The organism is Formosa sejongensis, assembly GCF_033447105.1.
GTDB lineage: Bacteria > Bacteroidota > Bacteroidia > Flavobacteriales > Flavobacteriaceae > Formosa.
Window position 1 is genome coordinate 380,148 of the sequence record NZ_JAWQUN010000001.1, and the last position, 21,707, is coordinate 401,854.

Below are 21,707 nucleotides of genomic sequence, written 5' to 3' on the forward strand. Positions count from 1 at the left end.
TTAAAAATTAATATAAATTAAATAAATGCCTTTCGAAGTTGTATGTGCCTCTAAACCTTTTAATAGGATAGCAATAAGAACTATTTTAGGTTGCTTATTTGTAGGTTTTTTTATAACATCTATTCAAGAAGTTAATGCACAGAATACTGAAAGTGATTTTTCGCAACAATTGTGGTTAGACTACGATCCGTCTTGGAATGTAGGAGATGGAGAGAAAATTGTTGGTAATATAGGAGTCAGAACCATATGGCCAAAAAGTTGGCATCGTTATATTTTAAAAGGATCATACCAAAAGACGTTTGATAAACTTATTTTTAAAGATAAATTTATCTTTAAACGTATAAAACATACGGAGAAATTACTGTGGGGTACAGGTCTTTATTTGCTAACAACAGAAGAAGAAGGTAATTATGGATCTTTCGAGGTTAGACCCTTTCAAGGGTATCAGTTAGGGTTTAAAATACGTCCTAGAGTTCAGTTTAATCAGCTATTAAGGCTAGAAGAACGTTTTGTGTTTTCTAAAGAGCCAGGGAATCAGGTTTTTGGATTGCGTTTTAGATATAAAGTTACAGCAATTTTTAATTTAGAAGGCTTGGTTTTTTCAAAGGACCAAGGATTCTACATGCCTGTTTCTGTAGAAGCGTTCTTTAACTTAGTAAGTGCCTCTCAATTTAATGACGTTATTCGAGTTTCTCCAGGAATAGGTTATCAATTTAATAAGGATTTTAAACTTGAAGCTAATTTATCCTATCAATATACTAAAAACTATACCGACACTAATGGTACGAATAATCTAGTGCGTTCAAATGATATCGTATATCAATTTAAGGTGATAAAAACATTTAATACAAAATAATTAGCGTACTAAACCTGAAGCTTCTTTTTCTAAAAAGATGTTCCGCTGTTCACTTTATGGGATTACTTGCGTAAATGGAGGTACTTTTTCTATATAATTTGAATTTTGTTTTTTTGTTGGCCTATCGAAAATTTAGATAAAAGTTCGTAAGCCTAGATTTTTTTGGCTTGGTTTATCCAGAGCGAAGTCGAAGGATCTTTTTATCAATGAAAAAAATGAACATATAATAGTATTTAGGGCACGATTAATTTTTAATAGTCTGTAATAGGGGTATAAAATCTTCGGGCCTACTTAAATAATGAATATGTTCTGAAATTATTTTTAAATCATCTGGATTTTCAATATAACCCGATACAGCTATGGGAATATCAAGTTCTTGTGTTAGTCCTAAAAGCCTGGATTCTATAGATTTTCTAGAGTGTGTAATAAACATGGTGACTAAAATATCCGGTTTTGTGATTTCTGCCACCATTTTAATATTTTCGTTAGGTACATTCTGCCCTAAATAATACACCCTCCATCCTATTTTCTGAGCAATATAAGAGGCTACTAATAATCCAATTTCGTGATCCTCGTGTTCTGGTAAAAACAGTATGGCTTTAGGTGCATTTGGTAGCGGTTTCGGTAATAATTCTATAGCTGTAAATATTTTTTGTCTAATTAAATTAGAGATAAAATGCTCCTGTGCAGGCATCACTTTATTTACTCCCCATAATACACCAACTTGTGCTAAAAAGGGATAAATGAGTCCCGTTATGGTAGAAATTAAGCCCATTTTAAGAATTTGAGCATTTATAGTAGCGTCAAATTCATCTTCATTTAACGTAATCATACTCAGTATTAGCGCACTTACTTCATCTTCCGAAGAGCCTTCTAAAAGTATTTTGGTGACTTCATTATGAATGTCTTCTTCAGACATCCCATCAATCTTAGAAATTCGAAACCCATTCCGAGTTAAAATACCAATATTTAGTAATTTCTTTAATTGTTCATCGGTATAATATCTAATGTTTGTATCCGTCCGCAAAGGTTCTAAAAAGTTATAACGACTTTCCCATTTTCTTAAAGTATGCGATTTTATGCCTGTTAAAGACACAATTTGTGCCATTGTATAATTACTCATGTCTAAGTGTTAGTTGGACAAAGTTAAACAAATAAAAGACTTTTTAAAGCTTTTGTTAAAATACATTTGTCTAATTAAATAATAATAAAGTTGGACAAATGAAATATAATTTATAGTTTTGTATAACATTAATGATAAAAAATATAGACATGAAAACAAATTTAAAATACCTAGTAGCTTTATTTAGCTTAGTTTTAGTTGTTACATCTTGTGATAGTGATGATGATGGAGTTAAAGTAATGGAAGAAAATAATATTGTTGAAACCGCTCAAGAAACTTCAGATCTAAGCAGTTTGGTTTCAGCTTTAATTATGGCAGACAAGGAAGACGATAGCGATTTAGTCGGTACTTTAAGTGGAGACGGACCATTTACCGTATTTGCACCAACCAATCAGGCTTTTACAAATCTGTTAAATCAATTAGATGGTTATAATAGTTTAGCCGATTTTGATACTACCGAAGGCAGAAAAATGTTAGCAACAATTCTACAATATCATGTTGTAGCAGGAGCGGCAGTAATGTCAAATCAGCTTAGTGACAATCAAGAGATTTCTACTGTACAAGGGGAAAACCTAATGGTAGATTTAACCAATGGCGTGTACATAGAAGACGCTACAGATACTTCGGCAATGGTTACAACTGCAAATGTAGAAGCATCAAATGGTGTAGTGCACATTATTAATAAAGTATTACTTCCTCAAGAGATTATAGACATGCTAAATGGTATGACTTTAGTTGAAATAGTAGTAGGAAACGACGATTTATCGATTTTAGAAGCAGCAGTTATTAAAGCTGGTTTGGTAGAAACTTTAAACAGTGCAGGTCCTTTTACCGTATTCGCTCCTACTAACGATGCATTTGTTGCTTTGCTTAATGCTTTAGGAGATGACTATAATAGTTTAGACGATTTTAATACAGATGAGGAAATGGCCTTACTTAAAAACATTTTATTATACCATGTTATTCCTTCAGCTGTTTATGCAGCAGATTTATCTGAAACGTCTGTAGAAACTGCTTTCGCTGGAAATAGTATAAATGTAATAATGTCTGGAGATGCTTATGTAATCCAAGATGCTACTGGAGAAAATGCAAATATAATAGCTGCCGATGTTATGGCGTCAAATGGTGTTGCTCACGTTATAGATCGTGTGCTTTTGCCTAACTAATTAAAATAAATAGATTATATTAGGTTAAAAATCAACAGGTTGGTTAAGTAGTTAAATCCGGCAATGGTAACTTAATTGTTGTCGGATTTATTAAAAGCGATTTTGATATACACATGATAAATAAAAAAATAATAATAATGGGGTCTGGATTTTCATCCTTATCGGCGAGCTGTTATTTAGCTCAAGCGGGTTTCGATGTTACAATTCTGGAAAAAAACGACACCATTGGAGGTCGTGCAAGACAATTTAAGAAAGATGGTTTTGTGTTCGATATTGGTCCAACGTTTTATTGGATGCCTGATGTTTTTGACTCCTTTTTTAATGATTTTAAGGCCTCTACAACCGATTATTATAAGTTGAAAAAATTAAATCCAGCCTATAAGATATATTTTAACCCCAATGAATCTATTGCGATTGAAGACGATTTAGAAAAAATTAAATCCACGTTTGAAGCTATAGAACCTAATAGTGGTAAAGCGCTTCAGAAATTTATTAATAAGTCTGAAGACAATTACAATATTGCTATAAAAGACTTGGTGTATAATCCAGGTGAAAATCTTTTCGAAATTGTGAATTGGGACACCATAACAAAATCAGGTGCTTTTCTAAAAACCATTAAAAAACAAGTGGCGAGTTACGTTAAAAATGAATCGCTTCAAAAAATATTGGAATTTCCGGTGTTGTTTTTAGGTGCAAAACCAAGTAATACACCATCGTTTTACAATTTTATGAATTATGCCGATTTTAAATTAGGGACATGGCATCCCATGGGAGGCATGTATGAAGTTGTAAAAGGTATAGAGAAACTAGCCTTGAGTTTGGGTGTGAAATTTGAAACGAATAAAGCAGTTACTTCTATCAATTTAGACGGGAAACAGGTGAAAAGTGTATCGACAGCACAACAAGATTATCCATGCGATGTGTTATTAAGTGGCGCGGATTATCATCATACAGAAACATTACTGCCAGAATCATTTAAACAGTATTCGGAAGGGTATTGGGATAAGAAAACGTTCGCGCCTTCTGCTTTATTGTTTTTTGTAGGATTCGATAAATCTATCGAAAATGTAACGCATCACACCTTATTTTTCGATACAGATTTTGAAGCCCATGCCGAAACCATTTACGATACTAAAACTTGGCCAGAAAAACCCTTGTTTTATGCAAGTTTTCCAAGTAAAACAGATGCTATAGCTGCTCCAGAAGGTAAAGAAGCTGGTATATTTTTAATGCCAATTGCACCTGATTTAGAAGATACTCCAGAAATTAGAGCTGAGTATTTTGATAAACTGATAACACGGCTAGAGAAAACGGTTGGTTGTGATGTCAGATCTACGATCCTCTTTAAAGAATCATATTGTGTAAACGATTTTAAAGACGATTATAATTCATATAAAGGGAATGCCTACGGATTGGCAAATACACTAATGCAAACTCATGTCTTGCGACCGAAATTAAAAAGTAAAAAAGTTGATAATTTATATTTCTGCGGACAATTAACAGTTCCTGGACCAGGAGTTCCTCCATCATTGATTTCAGGAAAAATTGTAAGCGAATTAATTTTAAAATATTCTAAATCATGAAGGCACTTTTCGACACATCCAGTTTAAAATGTAGTAAAATAATTACTAAAGAATACAGTACCTCATTTTCTTGGGGTATACAATTATTCGCGCCGTCAGTCAGACCACATATATACGCTATATATGGCTTTGTGCGCTATGCCGATGAAATTGTAGATTCGTTTGAAGGTTATAATCAAGAGGAATTATTTCATGAATTCGTTGCCGATTATCATAAAGCTCTGGAACGTAAAATAAGTTTAAATCCTATTATTAATGCGTTCCAAGAGGTCGTTAGAGCGTATGATTTACAGACATATGTAGTCGATTTTCTAAAACGTATGGAATGTGATTTAAAGATTACAGAATACGATACCGACGAGGCCTATAAGAATTATATATATGGATCGGCCGATGTAGTTGGTTTAATGTGTTTACGGGTATTTGTAAATAACGACGAGGATAAGTTTAACGCTTTAAAAGATTCTGCAAAATATTTGGGTTCGGCATTTCAGAAAGTGAATTTCTTAAGAGATATTAAAGATGATACCGAAGTTCTAGGGCGTTCGTATTTTCCCAATGTGAATAAAAAAGGCCTGACTAATTTAGCGAAAGAAGATATTATTAGAGATATAGAATCGGATTTCGAAGAAGCTTATAAAGGTATCGTGCAATTACCTATGGAAAGTAGGTTAGGTGTGTATTTAGCATACAAGTACTATTTGAAATTGCTTCATAAACTAAAGCGATTAGACTCAAAACGATTATTGTACGAGCGTATTCGTATTTCGAACCCTCTAAAACTTGTTATTTTAACCAAAGCATATATACGATATAAATTAAATGTTATTTAAATCTCTAATCATAATACTCTTTTTAACTATGAATTCTCAAATGAATTGTAGCGATATGCCAGCCATTAGAGAGGGTTTCCACAATATTAATTCGGAAGCTACTCTCAACTCGTTTTTAGAATCTGCAGAAGATGTGAATTGCGATTTAAAAACACCTTATAAGGCATCTGCAATTATGAGAAAAGCGGAATATACCTCTTGGCCTTTCAAAAAATTATCTTATTTTAAGGAAGGAAAACAGCTGTTAGAAGATTTCGTGAAATCGCATCCAAATAATATTGAAGGACGCTATGTAAGATTGCTTACACAAGTAAGTTTACCAGGTTTTTTAAATTATTCTGATGATAAGGAAGCCGATTATAATTTTATAAATACGCATATCGCAGCTTCCGATTTGCCAGAAACGTATAAGCGAGAGATCTTATTAACCATTAATAAAATATACAAATAACTGATGATGCAAATTGTATTATATATAGTTGTTACACTCGCTACATTTTTAATAATGGAAGCGATTACGTGGTTGACGCATAAATTCGTGATGCATGGTTTTTTGTGGTATTTACACGCAGACCATCATCAGCCAAAATACCCGCATGTGTTCGAAAAAAACGATATCTTTTTTGTCATTTTTGCCATACCTAGTATTGCTTTGTTTTACTTCGGAATTAACCCAGAATTGAACGTCTTATTCTTTATAGGACTAGGAATATTATTCTACGGGATAGCCTATTTTTTAGTGCACGATGTGTTAATACATCAGCGTTTTAAATGGTTTAGTAAGACCAAAAACAAGTATTTAATTGGTTTGAGAAAAGCACATAAAGTACATCATAAACACTTAGGCAAGGAAGAAGGAGAGTGTTTTGGGATGTTGAATGTTCCTGAAAAGTATCATGAAAAATACCAAAAGAAATGAAGTCGTTTACATATTTAATTGTCGATTTGGCTTGTCTGTTTGTTCCATTAATTGCTAGTTTTTATTCTAAACATGCCTTTTACAAACATTGGATACCCTTCTTTAAAGCCAATATAATAATAACTATACTTTTCTTAATTTGGGATTATGCCTTTACCGCTATGGGTGTATGGGGATTTAATCCTGAGTATTTAACGGGAATCTTTCTTGGTAATTTACCGCTGGAGGAAATCTTGTTTTTTATCTGTATTCCATTTTGCTGTGTCTTTTCTTATTTCGCTTTTACATACTTGGTAAGACACAACCCGTTGAAAAGAAGTCAGCATCATATTACTACAATTTTCATTATCTTATTTTCAGTGTTAGCTATATTGTATTCTAATCGCTGGTACACAGCAACAGCATGCGGATTTACTGCCTTGTATTTAATGTATTTGAAATGGGAGAAAGTAGATTTAAGCTACCATTATCTCACGTATTTATTTATTCTACCTTTCTTTTTAGCAAGTAATGGTATACTAACAGGAACTTTTTTAGAAGCACCAATTGTGTGGTATAATAATGCTGAAAATATGGGTATTCGCATATTTACAATTCCTATTGAAGATAGTATTTACGGACTATTACTTATCTTTTTAAATATTGAAGGCTTCCGTTATTTCGACTCTAAAACCACTTAATTTCTTTTTTCCAAAAAGAGATATTGCTTTATGGAATCACTTATAATGAGGGAGTTACTTTTTATATATAAGTTGAATTTTGTTTTTTTTGGTTGGCCTATCGAAAATTTACTGTAAAATTTGAAGAGAAAGTATCGTAAAATTTAAAGCTGTTTGAGCTAAACGAAAGTATTTATATTATTGATTTTCAGTAGCGAGTTCTTTAAATTTAGATGGTGAACGAAAAATTTAGATAAAAGTTCGTAAGCCTAGATTTTTTTGGCTTGGTTTATCCAGAGCGAAGTCGAAGGATCTTTTTATCAATGAAAAAAATGAACATATAATAATTAACACACGATTGATTTTGAGTCTAAAAACGTTTAATTTCTAATGCCAGCTTTATAGGTGTCTAAAGCACGAACTCTAGCTTCTTTATGGTCGACAATGGGTTCTGGGTAATCCTTAGTGCCAAATTCTGGAATCCAAGTTTTTACATATTCTAAATTCTTATCGAATTTTTCTAATTGCGTAATCGGATTGAATATTCTAAAATAAGGAGCCGCGTCGCAACCGGTCCCAGCCGACCATTGCCAGTTTCCGTTGTTAGCTGCTAATTCGTAATCTAATAAATGCTTAGCAAAATACGCTTCTCCCCAAGTCCAATGAATTAATAGATGTTTACATAAAAAAGCAGCAGTGACCATGCGCACCCGATTATGCATATATCCGGTTTTGTTTAATTGTCGCATGCCGGCATCAACCATCGGGTAGCCTGTTTTTCCTTCACACCATAATTTAAACTCCCCTTCGTTATTTCGCCATGCAATGTCATCGTATTTATTTCTAAAATTGGCATTCACCACTTTAGGAAAATGAAATAAAATCTGCATAAAGAATTCTCTCCAAATTAATTCGCTTAAAAACGTGCTGTCTTCAGGTTTCAATTCTGATATAATTTCGCGAATACTAACGGTTCCAAAACGTAAATGTGGACCTAAATAACTCCCGATATCTTTATTCGGAAAATCGCGATACGTCTCATATTTACCGACCTGTTCAAGTCCAAAAGGTTTTACCGTTTTTGTAGAGGCTTTAAATCCGATAGACTCTAAACTCGGAAAATCAAATGTATGTTGATGTAAATTATTAGTTTGAAGTGCTGTATGAAGTGTGACGCCATTAAAATGTTCTAACCATTTATTCTTGTATGGTGTGTAAACCGTATATGGATTTCCATCTTGCTTTAAAACCTCGTGAGGTTCAAAAATAACCTGATCTTTAAATGGATGAAAAGTGATATTGTTTTCAGATAACAAAGCTTCAACTTCTGCATCCCGTGATTTAGCATAAGGTTCGTAATCTGTATTGGTATACACCGATTCAATCGTGTAATCATTAATCAGTTTTTTCCAAACTTCTATAGGTTTTCCTTTTAGACATAAGATTGAGGACGCGAACGTATGTAATTCAGCATTTATATCTTTTAATGACTTATGAATAAATTCTACTCTGGCATCATCAGCTTCTAATTCATCTAAAATATGTTCGTCGAAAATAAAAATAGGAAGCACATTTGTATTGCTTTTTAAAGCTTCAAAAAGTCCAGTGTTATCTGTTAATCTTAAATCGCGTCTAAACCAAAAAAGGGTATAAGTCATGGGGGAAAATGTAATAATTATGTTTTTAAGCGGTAAGGTTTTTTAGCATGTTTTTAAAAATAAAACCATGAAACGGGAGTACGCTATACCAATATAATCGGCCAGATAACCCAACAGGTCTAAAAGTAGCCGTTTGTACTAAGGTGTTATCTTTTATTTTAAATTCGAGCCAAGCATCTCCGGGTAATTTCATTTCAGCAAACAAAAGTAAACGTCCTTCGTCTTTATTGGCATACAAAACACGCCAAAAATCTAGCGCATCACCAGGAAATAAAGCGTCTAAATGTGTGCGTCCGCGACGTAAGCCTACACCTCCATAAAGTTTATCTACAAAACCTCTTATTTTCCATAAGCCGTTACCGTAATACCAGCCGGTTTCTCCTCCAATACGCCAAATACGTTCTATGCATTCTGCTCTATTATTAAATGCTTTTTCGCGTGTATCAATAAAACATCCGTGAGTGGGTACTTGTATAAAATCGGACATATTAATATTCATGGTACCGCTGCTTAAAGCATCTTTCCAACTCGATATAATTTCGTTAGTTTCTATCTTTTTAAAGGCTTTGCTTAGTGCTTCTTTATAAGAAATAGGAGTGATACCTAAAATAGTATTAATCTCATTATCTCTACAAATCACTTCAACTTTCATGCTGTTTACAAGTGCGATTGCAAGTTTATATGACGTTGATGTGACGAAGTACAACCAATACGAAGATAGGCGAGGCGTCATGACAGGAACGATATAAATGTATCGTTTTAGTCCGCGTGATTTGGCGAATTGTAAAAGCATCTCTTTATACGTTAAAATATCGGGTCCGCCAATGTCAAAGTTTTTTCCGTAGGTTTCTTTTTTGTTTAAGGCTTTGCTTAAAAATGAAATCACGTCTGTTATTCCAATCGGTTGGCATTTGGTGTTTAACCAACGCGGCGTTACCATTATGGGAAGTTTTTCAACCAAATCTCTTATAATTTCGAATGACGCACTTCCTGAGCCAATAATTATTCCTGCTCGTAGCGTTGTTAAACTATAGTTTCCCTTGTCCAGTTCGTGTTCTACGGTTTGTCGTGAATTTAAATGTTCGGATAATTTATCGTCGTTTACAATGCCACTTAAGTAAATAACCTGTTTGGCATCTGTTTTATTTAAAGCGTCTCGGAAGTATATAGCCGATTGTTTTTCTAGGTCTTGATAGTCGCTAGAAGCCGACATAGAATGTACGAGGTAGTATGCTGCATCAATATCTTTTGGGATATTTTTCAGGCTAGTTTCATCTAACAAATCTATGGTAATTACACTAATATTTGGAGCAATAGATTCTGGAGGATTAAACCGTTTCGGGTCACGAACCCCACAGACTACGTTATGACCTTGAGCAACCAAAACGGGCAATAAACGCTTACCAATATATCCGGTGGCTCCTGTTAAAAGTACTTTCATAATGTGAATGGAAAAGAATAGAATATATCCTAATGAGGATATTTATTCCTATAAAGATAAGAGAATAATACCACCAATTTTAGTTGTAATACGATATAAAGTAGCTTAATGAAAATATCTAGAATTTCTTAATAATTTTAGAAAACACCTGAGTTGACGACGTTTGAGCATCAAGAGTTGGATCTGTCATTGTTCTAACGCCAGTTTCTAAAAGATATCCATTAACCTCTGTTTTTACACCCGTACCAATTTCCGATTGCATAAAAAATGGATTCAAACGTAAGTTGTCGTCTTCAATACTTGAATTCTGATTTAGAGGAGCGCTTAAATGTTGCGTGTAAATATAGGGTTGAACATAATCTGAAATCGCATAAGAAATTTCGGCACGGTAATACAAATGGATATTTGGAGGTAATGGACTGAAAAAGGATTGTTGTGTTACAGGTCCACCTTCGGCAGTTAGTTTTAGGTGCGATATGGGTGCAAACGTAAACGCATTACTAAAAACTTTGTATTGACCTAAAGCATAGTGTTTTTCTTTATTTGTTTGCTGTGTATACGTTAAATAATTTAAAGGATTATATGTTGAAACTCCTGTAGTGTTATTATAACCGTATTCTTTTTTTGATGTGGTCTCTGTATCCTGAGCCAGTAGATTCGTCGAAAATGATAAGCAAAATACACATAAAGTTAATACCCTGTGTTTTTTAAGAACGTTATCAAAAATGTAATTCTGCATCATGCTAGCTAAGTTTAGTTATAAGTTGGTGTTTTCTATAATCTAAAAATATAATAAACTAAATTAACTTAAAGGATTGATATATAATATTTAGTGAATGTTTAACATGGTTGCTAATGAAACAATAAATTTCTTATACCTGAAATAAGCGGAATAACAATAGTCTAAATATGCTGGTCGATAAGGATTGGATTACCATCGGGATCTATAATAATGATATTTCCAGGACCTTTGGATGTTTCGTCTACTTCTGAAGATAAATGAATGCCTTTTGATTTTAATTCTTTCTGAATTTCTCTTACATCAGTGAACGTTTCTACTGTTTTAGCATCTTGATCCCAACCCGGATTGAAGGTTAAAATATTGGTATCGAACATCCCTTGAAACAATCCGATTAACGTCTCACCATTTTTCATGATGAGGTAATTTTTTTCGATATCGCCGCCAAAAACGGTAAACCCTAAAGTCTCATAAAAAAGTTTAGAGATATGAATGTCTTTTACATTTAAACTGATGGAAAATGCTCCTAAAGCCATGATAAGTCGGTTTTTAAAATATTCAAATTAATAGTAAAGATTATGTCTTAACACGACATAAAGGTAATTATTTTTAAACTAGAGTTCTTAACTAATAGCTACGTTGTGATGGTTCTTGCATCACATCTAATGAGTAAAACTCTAGATTATTGAATTGGAGACGTTTAAGGATTGTATAATACGTGTGTGGGCAGAGCTCTAAAATTGGAGATTTATCTTGGACGAAATAAAAAATTCGGCTTTTTTACTTTTTAAAGTAAAAAAGCCGAATTTGCTTAAAAGTTTGAGGTTTTAGGAACTGTTTAGTTGAAATCGACTTCGTTTTCTAAAGTTTTTCCAGCTTCAAAATCATTTAAGTTCTTAAGCGTAACATTCGCAATTTGTTCTAAAGCTTCATGCGTTAAAAATCCTTGATGCGAAGTAATCAATACATTAGGGAAAGAGATTAACCGCGAAATAACATCATCCATAATAATATTTTCAGATAAATCTCTAAAGAACAGTTTTTCTTCTTGCTCGTAAACATCTATACCAAAATATTCAAGCGTTTTATTCTTTAAAGCTTCAACAGCTTCTACAGTATTAATTAGACCACCACGACTTGTGTTAATTAACATGGCCCCTTTTTTCATTTTAGAAAATGCTACTTTGCCAATTAAATGTTGAGTGTCTTCTGTTAACGGGCAATGTAACGAAATAATATCTGAAGCATTAAGTAAATCATCCATAGAAACATAAGTCACGCCGAGTGCTTTTAAATCTTCGTTAGGATATAAATCGTATGCAATTACTTTACAACCAAATCCGGTCATGATTTTACAAAAATACTGACCGATTTTTCCCGTTCCAACCACACCAACTGTTTTGCCATATAAATCGAAACCTGTTAAACGTTCTAAAGAGAAATTACCGTCACGAACACGATTGTATGCCTTATGTGTCTTTCTATTTAATGTTAAAATTAAAGCAGTAGCATGTTCTGCAACAGCCATAGGCGAGTAGGCAGGAACACGTACAACTTTTATGTTATGGGCTTTAGCTGCTTTTAAATCTACATTATTAAAGCCAGCGCAACGCATGGCAATAAGTTTTACACCATATTCACTTAGCAACTTTATGGTGCGCTCGTGTAAATGATCGTTTACAAAGGCACAAACCGCATCGCAACCCTGACTTAATTTTACAGTCTTTGTGTTTAAAGTGCTTTCGTAAAAGGTAATGTCATGTGAACCGTTATTATGTTTTTCGAAAGAGGTAATGTCGTAAGATTTTGAACTGAAAAAAGCTACTTTCATAGAGTGTGAATTTTAAACTTATAAGTATTAAAGATATTTTAAAAATGGTGGTTGCTAAACTATTATTGTTTTTAAGGTGGCTATAGATGTAACGTAATTTTAGTTTTTAAATGACTCCTTATTTTATGAAAATATGCCAGATCAGGTGGCGTTTATTGATTAAAACAATCTTCAACAAAGTCTACAAATGTTTGTTTACCTTTAATGAGTACACCTCTTGGAATACGTTCGTTTATGTTATGAATACGCTCTAAATATTGTCGTTCTAATTGTATCGGCGTAAAACAATACGAATTTATTCCTTTAGCTCTAAAATAACTCACATCGTTATAATTAGGTACAGAAACACTTAAGGTATTCGAGTTTGGATAATTCTTTTTTAATGCATCTTTAATTTTATTAAAAAACATCGATTTGTCATCCGAAGGAGGAATAATAGGCATTTCTCGAATCACTTTTATCGTTATTTTCTTGTTTTTTAATTGATTTTTAATGTCTGTAATAAATTCTTCATTGGTCTGATGTGGTAATAACCTGCAATCTAGAAGGGCTGTAACTTCATCTGGAATAACATTTATAACATCATTATGGCTATTCACACTCGTTAAAGTTATGGAGTTTGAAAACAAAGAGAATAACTCAGGTTTTTTTCTTAATTGAGGTATCAGTAAACTTTTAAAAAGTCTTGGATGTTTAAGAGCTATAGCAGAAACACCTTTTTCCCATTGTCCTAATTGTTTTAAAATATTTATGTTCGTTTCGTTATAAACTACTTTCTGTTTTTTTTCTATAAGGTTGTCTAATGCTCTAATCATGCCTTTGTTGGCATAGTTTATAGGTGTGATAGAACCGTGAGCTGAGGTTTTAATTTTTAATGACAATTCTAACCACAACGGTCTTTTATTTGTGATAGATATCCCGAATAAATTTTGATCCGGATGAGATTTTAAAACATCATTAAAAGCAGGCGGTCCTTCTCCTAATACGACCACAGGATTTAATTCTTTAAAAAAATTATTTACTACGAAAGAAGCACCTCCACTACATTGGGTTTCTTCGCAGGATACAGCCAAGAAAGTCACATTATATGGCATTTTATTTTTACCATATTTCTGAAGGATTTCTATTACACTAAATAAATGCATAATAGCATTCCCTTTATTATCGAAAGCTCCACGACCCCATATTTCGGTATCTGTAATGTCTCCAGAAAAAGGTCCATGCTCCCATTTTGTTATGTCTCCTGAAGGCACAACATCTATATGGTTTAGTAAAATAATATTCGGTAAACCACTGCTTAAGGGGTACACAGATGCAGCAAAATTGTAGTTATTGTTAGTACTGCCCATTTCCTTTATATGCAATCCGTTTTGTTCGCACAATCCTTTTATCCAATCTCCAGCTTCTTTTTCATTACCACTAACCGAATTAAATTGAATGTATTCACTTAGCGCTTGTTCAATATTTAGAGTTTTAGATTCGGATAAAATAGTAAATTCTGAAAATTGATTCTGACTGTAAGTTTGGGAGGCAATAAAAATTAGGATGAAAAGGAATCTAAAGTTTCGACTCATATTAGCATATTTTAAACTACAACTGGTTTGTTAGGTGTTTTAAAATTACTATTTTGCCCTTAACAAACAATTAAAATTTGAGCTTTTTATGAATTAAAAACTAAAATTAGCTACCATTCATTAATCCTATTAGAATCTAGCTTAATAAATATGAATAATAAAATAGTAAAACCCCAAAGACCGGAACCTCCGTAACTAAAAAAGGGCAGAGGTATACCAATGGTTGGAATTAACCCCATAACCATTCCGATATTAATCATAAAATGGAGAAACATGATTGATGCTACAGAATACCCATAAACGCGACTAAATTGCGATTTTTGTAACTCGGCAAGATGCAGTACGCGTAGCATTAAGAGTACAAATAAGATAATGACTAAAGCACTACCTACAAATCCCCATTCTTCGCCAACGGTACTAAAAATATAATCGGTATGCTGTTCGGGTACAAATTTTCCTGTAGTTCGGGTTCCTTCCATAAAACCTCTTCCTGCAAAACCACCAGAACTAATTGCTTTTTCAGACTCATATAGATTGTATAAAATGTCACGGCGCATTTCAGCTAATTTACTAGTGTCATTTTCTAATCTTAACCATAAACTTATTCTGTCTTTTTGATGTGCTTGAAGCACATTGTCATAAAAAAAATGAACTCCAATAGACATCGCCACAGCAATTATAGTAATGATAATAGGTTGTACAATTATTGGCTTTTTTTTGCTTAAAAAATATTGAGAAAATATAATTACAGCAGCAATAATTGAAGTGATTACAGGTCCGAATTTTAAAGATAATATAGATATAAAAACGACACTCACTGCTAGTGTTAAGTAAATTTGAGGAAGTCCTTCGCGATACAACACAAAGAAGAATGCGCCATAAACAATTGTGCTTCCCGCATCGTTTTGTAACAGGATTAAAAAGGCAGGTATAAATATGATTATAAACGTTTTAATCTGATCTGGAAATCGTTTAATGTCCGTTTGTAAATCACTTACATATTTAGCCACAGCTAGGGCTGTAGCTGCTTTTGCAAATTCACTAGGTTGAAAAGTCATCCCCCCAATTCCGTACCATGACTGTGCTCCGTTTACGTTTTTACCGAAAATGAAAAGTCCTATTAAAGACAACATAGATATGACGTAAATAACACTGGCAAACCGTTCGTAAAACTTCGCTTCAATCGATAAAATAACAACTATTAATCCAATAGTTAATCCAATAAAAGCAAGTTGTTTTCCGTAAGGTTGAGAAAAATCTAAATAATCCATAGTTTCCCCGACATGGGAAGATGAAACTATATTTACCCAACCAAAGCCAACAAGCAACATGAAAATAATAATAGTTGTCCAATCGAAAGAAAAATGTCTGTTGGTTTCTCTAATCATAATTAGGGTTTAGCTGGGAGTAAATGGTCATGGTTAATTACAGTTGGTTCTACCAATTCTAAAATTGAACCGCGATTAATAGAAAATGGATTTCCAGAATATGGTTTTTCATATTCATTTTCTAAACTATGACTTAATATCCAGTCTTCCATATCGGTTCTAGAAATCGTACCACGTAAATATTTTTCGACCATTAAACTTGCAATTCTACCCGCAAAACGACTTCCCCAATATCCGTTTTCAACAAAAACAGCAATGGCAATTTTAGGATTGTCTTTTGGAGCAAAGGCAACGAAAATAGAGTGGTCTGTAAGTTGTGTTTTTACACCGTCAATTTTTGTAAAGTTCTCCGCAGTTCCTGTTTTACCACAAATTTCTATGCCTTCTACTTGTAAATTAGCAGCCGTACCTTTATTATATACATCGAACATACCTTGTACTACAGGATCGAAATTCTTTTTGTCGATTGTGGTATGTCGTGGTGTTGTAAAATGCGCGTCGATTTCTTGACCTTCAATAGATTTTATAATGTGTGGCGTATAAAAATAACCACGATTGGCAATGGCAGCCACCATGTTTGCTAACTGAATTGGAGTCGCTTCAATTTCACCTTGTCCAATAGCATTAGAAAGCGTAAAGGTCGTTCTCCATCTGTTTTTTCCGTACCATTTGTCGTAAAAATCCCCACTAGGAATTCGTCCTGGGCTTCCAATTTTAAGATCGTATCCCAAATAGTCTCCGAGGCCAAAACTTGTTACATGTTTGTTCCAGACGTTCATACCTTCGTAAGGCGTGTCGTATTTTTCAATAATTCGTCTATAAACGTTGGCAAAATAAGAGTTACAGGATTCGTAGATACCCATATTCATAGACAACGGACTCGGATGTCCGTGACACCCCATTTTTCTATTTCCGTAGCTATACCCATGGTTACACGTAAATTGATCCTGTGTGTCTACTACGCCTTCTTGCAATCCTATAAGTGCATTTAAAACTTTAAAAGGAGAACCTGGCGGGTATTGTGCTAATAAACCTCTATCGTAAAGTGGTTTGGCAATTGAATCGTTATACAATTTTGTGAAGTTCTGAGATCGTTTTCTTCCTACCAAAGAATTAGGGTCGTAAGTAGGAGCAGATATCATAGTTAAAATTTCACCAGTGCTAGGTTCGATAGCAATAATTCCACCGTGTTTGTGTTCCATTAATTGTTCGCCGTAAGCTTGTAGTGCAGCGTCAATTGTGATTTTTATGTCTTTTCCGGGAATTGGTAATGTGTCAAATTGGCCTTCTTTATAAGGTCCTATATTTTTGTTGAATCTATTTTTTTGAATAAATTTAATTCCTTTCTTACCTCTTAATTCATCTTCGTAAGATAATTCAATCCCTTGTTTTCCAATTAAATCTCCCATTTTGTAATATGGGTTATTGTTGATGATGGCATTATTAACTTCACCAATATCTCCCAAAACATTCGCGCCAATAGAAGCTTCGTAATGACGAAGAGATCGTTTTTGAATGTAGAAACCTTCAAATTTTCTCATTTTCTCTTGAAGTACAGCATAATCTTCTTTAGAAAGGTGAGACACAAAAACCGAAGGTAATCTAGGCGAATAGTGGTACGCTTTTTTATATGTTTTTATAAATTGAGCTTTATCAATTTTTAATAAATTACAGAACTCAATCGTGTCTAATGCTTTTACTTCACGTGGGATAACCATAACATCGTAAGACGATTGGTTAGATACTAAAAGTGTGCCATTTCTGTCGTAAACAAATCCACGTTTTGGGTAGTCGTAAACCTTACGAATAGCGTTATCGTCGTATAAATTATTTGCCGGCGAGCTATAAATTTGAAGATAGAATAGCCGAGAAATAAATACGAGTCCAACCGTAATTATGGTAAAAAATAATAAAAATTGCCTCATTTAGTACGTTTGCTGAAAATAATAGTAACTATTATACACAGAAGAATGGTAAAGATACTAGAAAATAACGTTTTTTGAAGCGTTAAAAGTATTTCAGAAAAGTTAAAAACTTCTAAAAGAAAAAGGATTAAATTATGAATCACAGTTAGGATGCTTATATACATCAATTTAGAGCCAAAATCTACATTGTTAAACTTAATAGTTTGGTGCTCGTAAACTGTTCCAAAAGACCATTTTAATACTAATGGTCTTATATATGCTATAGTTACACAAGCGGCAGCATGAATACCTCCGGAGTCTGAGAATATGTCGACTAAAATACCTAGTAAAAAACTTAAAAGTAGAAATACTATACGATCGTTTTTAATAGGATAAAGTACAATAAAAAGGATGTATAAATATGGGTTAATGTATCCTAAAAAATTAATATGATTTAGAATCAGAACCTGTATTAATACAAGTAATATAAAATTGAAAACTTGAGATATAACGCTACTGTTCATTCGATAAGTTTAGTATGTTATTAATCTCGGGCGCATCCAAATGTTCTATAATATAAGCATGTTCAATATTTGTCATATCGTTAAATAGACTCACATTAATTTCGAAGTTATTTTCTGCCGCATCTAGTTTGTAGCTTTCAATAGTTCCTATTTGAATCCCTTTTGGGAAAATTACAGAACGACCAGAAGTTACAATTGTATCTCCAATTACAATAGGAGCGATTTTTGGAATATCGATAAGTTGAACAGTTTTAGGCGAGATTCCATCCCAAGTTAAAGTTCCAAAATGATTCGTTTTTTTTAACTGGGCACTAATTTTACTTTTCGAATTTAAAATTGAAATAACTGTAGCGTAATTTTTACTGGTTTTATCTACGATTCCAAGAATTCCCTTTGGAGTTATTAATCCGAAATCTTGTTGAATACTATCGTTGCTTCCTTTATTTATAAGTAAAATATTTGTTGTAGCAGAGTAGCTATTTTTTATAACAAGAACAGGTCTAAACAAATACGAACCATCAAAACCAGTGGTGTCAACATAATTTTCTTCTAGCGAAATATGATAGTTTTGAAGACGATTTCGAAGTCTAGCATTCTCGTCGGATAAATACTCGTTCTGAGTTTTTAAATCGAAATACTGATTGATGTTATTTAAACGGGTATAGATTCCTCCGCTTAAAAAATTAGCCGAATTTATAAATTTACTCTTCTGATAAGAATGTGTTTGTATAGTAAAAAATATGGCCAATGAAAGCAGCAGCAAATACAACAAAAAGTTTTTGTTACGTATTATAAAATTTAAAATTTGCTGCATGCTTTAAGGCTATTTTATCAGGACGCTCTTATACTTAGGCAAGTTTTTAAGCGTAATACCTGTTCCGCGAACAACTGCACGTAAAGGATCTTCTGCGATGTAAACAGGTAAATCTGTTTTTTGAGACAGACGTTTGTCTAAACCACGTAACATAGAACCACCACCTGCTAAATAGATACCTGTATTATAAATATCGGCAGCTAATTCTGGAGGTGTTTGAGATAATGTTTCCATTACGGCATCTTCAATTCTAAGAATAGATTTGTCTAATGCTTTTGCAATTTCACGATACGAAATTTGCACTTGTTTTGGTTTTCCGGTTAGTAAATCACGCCCTTGAACACTCATGTCGTCTGGCGGAGTTTCTAAATCTTCGGTTGCAGCACCAATCTGAATTTTAATTTTTTCTGCAGTACGCTCTCCAACATATAAGTTGTGTTGTGTACGCATGTAATATATAATATCGTTTGTAAAGACATCACCAGCAATTTTTACCGATTTGTCGCAAACAATACCACCTAAAGCAATCACTGCAATTTCGGTAGTACCACCACCTATGTCTACAATCATATTCCCTTTAGGTTGCATAATATCTACACCAATACCTATGGCAGCAGCCATAGGTTCGTGTATTAAATAAACTTCTTTTCCGTTAACACGTTCGCAAGATTCTTTTACTGCTCGCATTTCAACTTCGGTAATACCAGAAGGAATACAAACCACCATACGAAGTGCTGGGGTAAACATTTTTTTCTTTAAAGCGGGAATATTTTTAATAAACAAACTTATCATTTGTTCAGACGCATCAAAATCTGCAATTACACCATCTTTAAGGGGGCGAATTGTTTTAATGTTTTCGTGCGTTTTTCCTTGCATCATGCTGGCTTCTTTACCAACGGCAATAATTTTACCGCTAATCCTGTCGCGAGCAACTATTGAAGGACTATCCACCACAACTTTATCGTTATGGATAATAAGAGTATTGGCTGTTCCTAAGTCAATAGCTATTTCTTCTGTAAGGAAGTCAAAAAATCCCATGCGTTATATGTCTTTTTTTGCTTTAATTAAAATGAGTGTCGTAAAAGTAATGAAATTAATGCTTGAAATGACGTGTGCCTGTAAATACCATTGCAACACCGTTTTCATTACAATAATCGATGCTTAATTGATCTTTAATAGAACCTCCTGGCTGAATAACAGCGGAAACTCCTGCATTTTTTGCAATCTCTACACAATCAGGGAAAGGGAAAAACGCATCACTCGCCATAACAGCTCCTTTTAAATCGAAATTAAAAGATTGAGCTTTATGTATTGCTTGGTTAAGAGCATCTACACGACTAGTTTGTCCTGTTCCACTAGCACATAATTGACCATCTTTAGCCAATACAATTGTGTTAGATTTTGTATGCTTACAGATTTTTGAAGCAAAGATCAAATCATTTAACTCGCTATCTGTAGGATTATTGTTTGTTTTGTTTGTTAAATCTTCTAAACGATCTGTAATGTTGTTTGTGCCTTGAACTAAAACACCGTTTAAACAAGATCTTACACTTGTTTTAGGCATTTCAATATCGTGAAGAATTAAAAGGATTCTGTTTTTCTTTCCTTTTAAAAGTGCTAAAGCATCAACGCTAAATGAAGGTGCAATAACTACTTCACAAAATAATGAATGAATCTCTTCTGCTGTAGCTAAATCTATTTCTTTATTACAAATTAAAACACCACCAAAAGCAGAAACTGGATCTCCAGCAAGAGCATCGGTATAGGCCTGACTTAAAGTCTCACGTTGTGCAACACCACAAGCGTTATTATGTTTTAGGATTGCAAACGTAGGTTTGTCTCCTTTAAACTCGTTTATTAAATTCACAGCAGCATCAACATCTAAAAGGTTGTTGTAGCTTAATTCTTTTCCGTGAAGTTTTGTAAAAATATCATCAAAATTTCCGAAGAAAAATCCTTTTTGGTGAGGGTTTTCTCCATAACGTAACACTTGACCGTTTTGTTCACTAATTTTTAAAACTGTTTCTTCATTGTTTTTGTTGAAGTAATTAAAAATAGCAGAATCGTAATGAGACGATACATTGAATGATTTTCTTGCAAAATCTTTTCTTTGTTCTAATGAAAGTGTTCCGTTTTGTTCAGAAATAAGTTCTAAAAATCCAGCATAATCATTTACAGAAGATACACACACTACATCTGCATAGTTTTTTGCAGCAGCACGAATTAACGAAATTCCACCGATATCAATCTTTTCTATAATATCTTGTTCGCTAGCACCAGAAGCTACCGTATTTTCAAAGGGATATAAATCAACAATAACTAAATCGATCTGAGGAATTTCAAATTCTGCTAATTCAGCACGATCTTGCTCATTATCTTGACGGTTTAATATTCCACCAAAAACTTTTGGATGTAATGTTTTTACACGTCCGCCTAAAATAGAAGGATAAGATGTTACGTCTTCTACAGGGACAACGTCTATTCCTAAATCGTTAATAAAAGCTTGTGTTCCTCCAGTAGAATACATGGTTACACCTAAGTCATTTAACTTTTTGATAATAGGTTCTAAACCATCCTTGCTAAAAACAGAAATTAATGCAGATTTGATTGTTTTCTCGTTACTCATTAGTGTTGTGTTATATTAATGCGCAAAAGTACGTATTTACATTAAAATTTTTATAGTTTGTTTCGGGTT

The 21,707-nt window shown here is 33.3% G+C and carries 20 protein-coding genes; 7 read left to right on the forward strand and 13 right to left on the reverse strand.

All coding sequences use genetic code 11. From position 1 onward, the window contains the following. Window positions 1-25: 25 nt before the first annotated feature. Window positions 26-856: a DUF2490 domain-containing protein gene (locus R6X41_RS01610; RefSeq protein ID WP_318496909.1), complete on the forward strand. Its 831-nt coding sequence runs from the start codon at window positions 26-28 to the stop codon at window positions 854-856. Between the two features lie 244 nt (window positions 857-1,100). Here R6X41_RS01610 and R6X41_RS01615 read toward each other — a convergent pair whose 3' ends face one another. Then, window positions 1,101-1,979 carry a MerR family transcriptional regulator gene (locus R6X41_RS01615; RefSeq protein ID WP_318496910.1) on the reverse strand — a complete coding sequence of 293 codons (879 nt, stop codon included), beginning with the start codon at window positions 1,977-1,979 and terminating at the stop codon, window positions 1,101-1,103. Window positions 1,980-2,128: 149 nt separating this feature from the next. On the opposite strand from R6X41_RS01615, the gene R6X41_RS01620 reads away from it, so the two are divergent. From R6X41_RS01620 to R6X41_RS01645, 6 genes are all read left to right on the forward strand, one after another. Beyond that, complete coding sequence (locus R6X41_RS01620) at window positions 2,129-3,145, forward strand: fasciclin domain-containing protein (protein ID WP_318496911.1); 1,017 nt, start codon at window positions 2,129-2,131, stop codon at window positions 3,143-3,145. 137 nt (window positions 3,146-3,282) lie between these two features. Further along, a complete protein-coding gene (locus R6X41_RS01625) occupies window positions 3,283-4,728 on the forward strand; it encodes a phytoene desaturase family protein (RefSeq protein ID WP_318496912.1) in 1,446 nt (481 codons plus the stop codon). Continuing rightward, the gene (locus R6X41_RS01630) at window positions 4,725-5,561 is read left to right on the forward strand and encodes a phytoene/squalene synthase family protein (protein ID WP_318496913.1); all 837 of its coding nucleotides are present in this window, start codon (window positions 4,725-4,727) and stop codon (window positions 5,559-5,561) included. The genes R6X41_RS01625 and R6X41_RS01630 overlap by 4 nt, the downstream gene beginning before the upstream one ends. A 28-nt stretch (window positions 5,562-5,589) precedes the next feature. After that, window positions 5,590-6,012 (forward strand): hypothetical protein, encoded by a 423-nt coding sequence (locus R6X41_RS01635; RefSeq protein WP_318496914.1) that lies wholly within the window; start codon window positions 5,590-5,592, stop codon window positions 6,010-6,012. A 6-nt stretch (window positions 6,013-6,018) separates the two neighbouring features. Continuing rightward, window positions 6,019-6,480: a sterol desaturase family protein gene (locus tag R6X41_RS01640; RefSeq protein WP_318497036.1), complete on the forward strand. Its 462-nt coding sequence runs from the start codon at window positions 6,019-6,021 to the stop codon at window positions 6,478-6,480. Next, window positions 6,477-7,160 (forward strand): lycopene cyclase domain-containing protein, encoded by a 684-nt coding sequence (locus R6X41_RS01645; protein ID WP_318496915.1) that lies wholly within the window; start codon window positions 6,477-6,479, stop codon window positions 7,158-7,160. Before R6X41_RS01640 ends, R6X41_RS01645 begins: the two co-directional genes overlap by 4 nt. A gap of 359 nt (window positions 7,161-7,519) precedes the next feature. Here the strand turns inward: R6X41_RS01645 and R6X41_RS01650 are convergent, their stop codons facing one another. From R6X41_RS01650 to purH, 12 genes are all read right to left on the reverse strand, one after another. Then, a complete protein-coding gene (locus R6X41_RS01650; protein WP_318496916.1) occupies window positions 7,520-8,797 on the reverse strand; it encodes a cryptochrome/photolyase family protein in 1,278 nt (425 codons plus the stop codon). A 25-nt stretch (window positions 8,798-8,822) separates the two neighbouring features. Next, on the reverse strand, window positions 8,823-10,238 hold the full coding sequence (locus R6X41_RS01655; RefSeq protein ID WP_318496917.1) for an SDR family oxidoreductase: 1,416 nt from the start codon (window positions 10,236-10,238) through the stop codon (window positions 8,823-8,825). Window positions 10,239-10,356: 118 nt separating this feature from the next. After that, the gene (locus tag R6X41_RS01660) at window positions 10,357-10,980 is read right to left on the reverse strand and encodes a hypothetical protein (protein WP_318496918.1); all 624 of its coding nucleotides are present in this window, start codon (window positions 10,978-10,980) and stop codon (window positions 10,357-10,359) included. Window positions 10,981-11,141: 161 nt separating this feature from the next. Next, on the reverse strand, window positions 11,142-11,513 hold the full coding sequence (locus R6X41_RS01665) for a VOC family protein (protein WP_318496919.1): 372 nt from the start codon (window positions 11,511-11,513) through the stop codon (window positions 11,142-11,144). A gap of 302 nt (window positions 11,514-11,815) precedes the next feature. Continuing rightward, entirely contained in the window at window positions 11,816-12,808 is a 993-nt protein-coding gene (locus tag R6X41_RS01670; RefSeq protein ID WP_318496920.1) for a 2-hydroxyacid dehydrogenase, read from the reverse strand. Window positions 12,809-12,960: 152 nt separating this feature from the next. Continuing rightward, window positions 12,961-14,382, reverse strand: coding sequence for a M20 family metallopeptidase (locus R6X41_RS01675; protein ID WP_318496921.1), 1,422 nt, complete (start codon window positions 14,380-14,382; stop codon window positions 12,961-12,963). A gap of 110 nt (window positions 14,383-14,492) precedes the next feature. Further along, on the reverse strand, window positions 14,493-15,770 hold the full coding sequence (rodA, locus tag R6X41_RS01680) for a rod shape-determining protein RodA (RefSeq protein WP_318496922.1): 1,278 nt from the start codon (window positions 15,768-15,770) through the stop codon (window positions 14,493-14,495). 2 nt (window positions 15,771-15,772) lie between these two features. After that, on the reverse strand, window positions 15,773-17,695 hold the full coding sequence (mrdA, locus tag R6X41_RS01685; protein WP_318496923.1) for a penicillin-binding protein 2: 1,923 nt from the start codon (window positions 17,693-17,695) through the stop codon (window positions 15,773-15,775). After that, the gene (locus R6X41_RS01690) at window positions 17,692-18,198 is read right to left on the reverse strand and encodes a rod shape-determining protein MreD (RefSeq protein ID WP_318496924.1); all 507 of its coding nucleotides are present in this window, start codon (window positions 18,196-18,198) and stop codon (window positions 17,692-17,694) included. Before R6X41_RS01690 ends, mrdA begins: the two co-directional genes overlap by 4 nt. After that, window positions 18,188-19,012: a rod shape-determining protein MreC gene (mreC, locus tag R6X41_RS01695; protein ID WP_318496925.1), complete on the reverse strand. Its 825-nt coding sequence runs from the start codon at window positions 19,010-19,012 to the stop codon at window positions 18,188-18,190. Before mreC ends, R6X41_RS01690 begins: the two co-directional genes overlap by 11 nt. A gap of 9 nt (window positions 19,013-19,021) precedes the next feature. Further along, window positions 19,022-20,050, reverse strand: a complete 1,029-nt coding sequence (locus R6X41_RS01700; protein WP_318496926.1) for a rod shape-determining protein — start codon at window positions 20,048-20,050, stop codon at window positions 19,022-19,024. Between the two features lie 55 nt (window positions 20,051-20,105). After that, window positions 20,106-21,638 (reverse strand): bifunctional phosphoribosylaminoimidazolecarboxamide formyltransferase/IMP cyclohydrolase, encoded by a 1,533-nt coding sequence (gene purH, locus R6X41_RS01705; RefSeq protein WP_318496927.1) that lies wholly within the window; start codon window positions 21,636-21,638, stop codon window positions 20,106-20,108. Window positions 21,639-21,707: the final 69 nt, after the last annotated feature.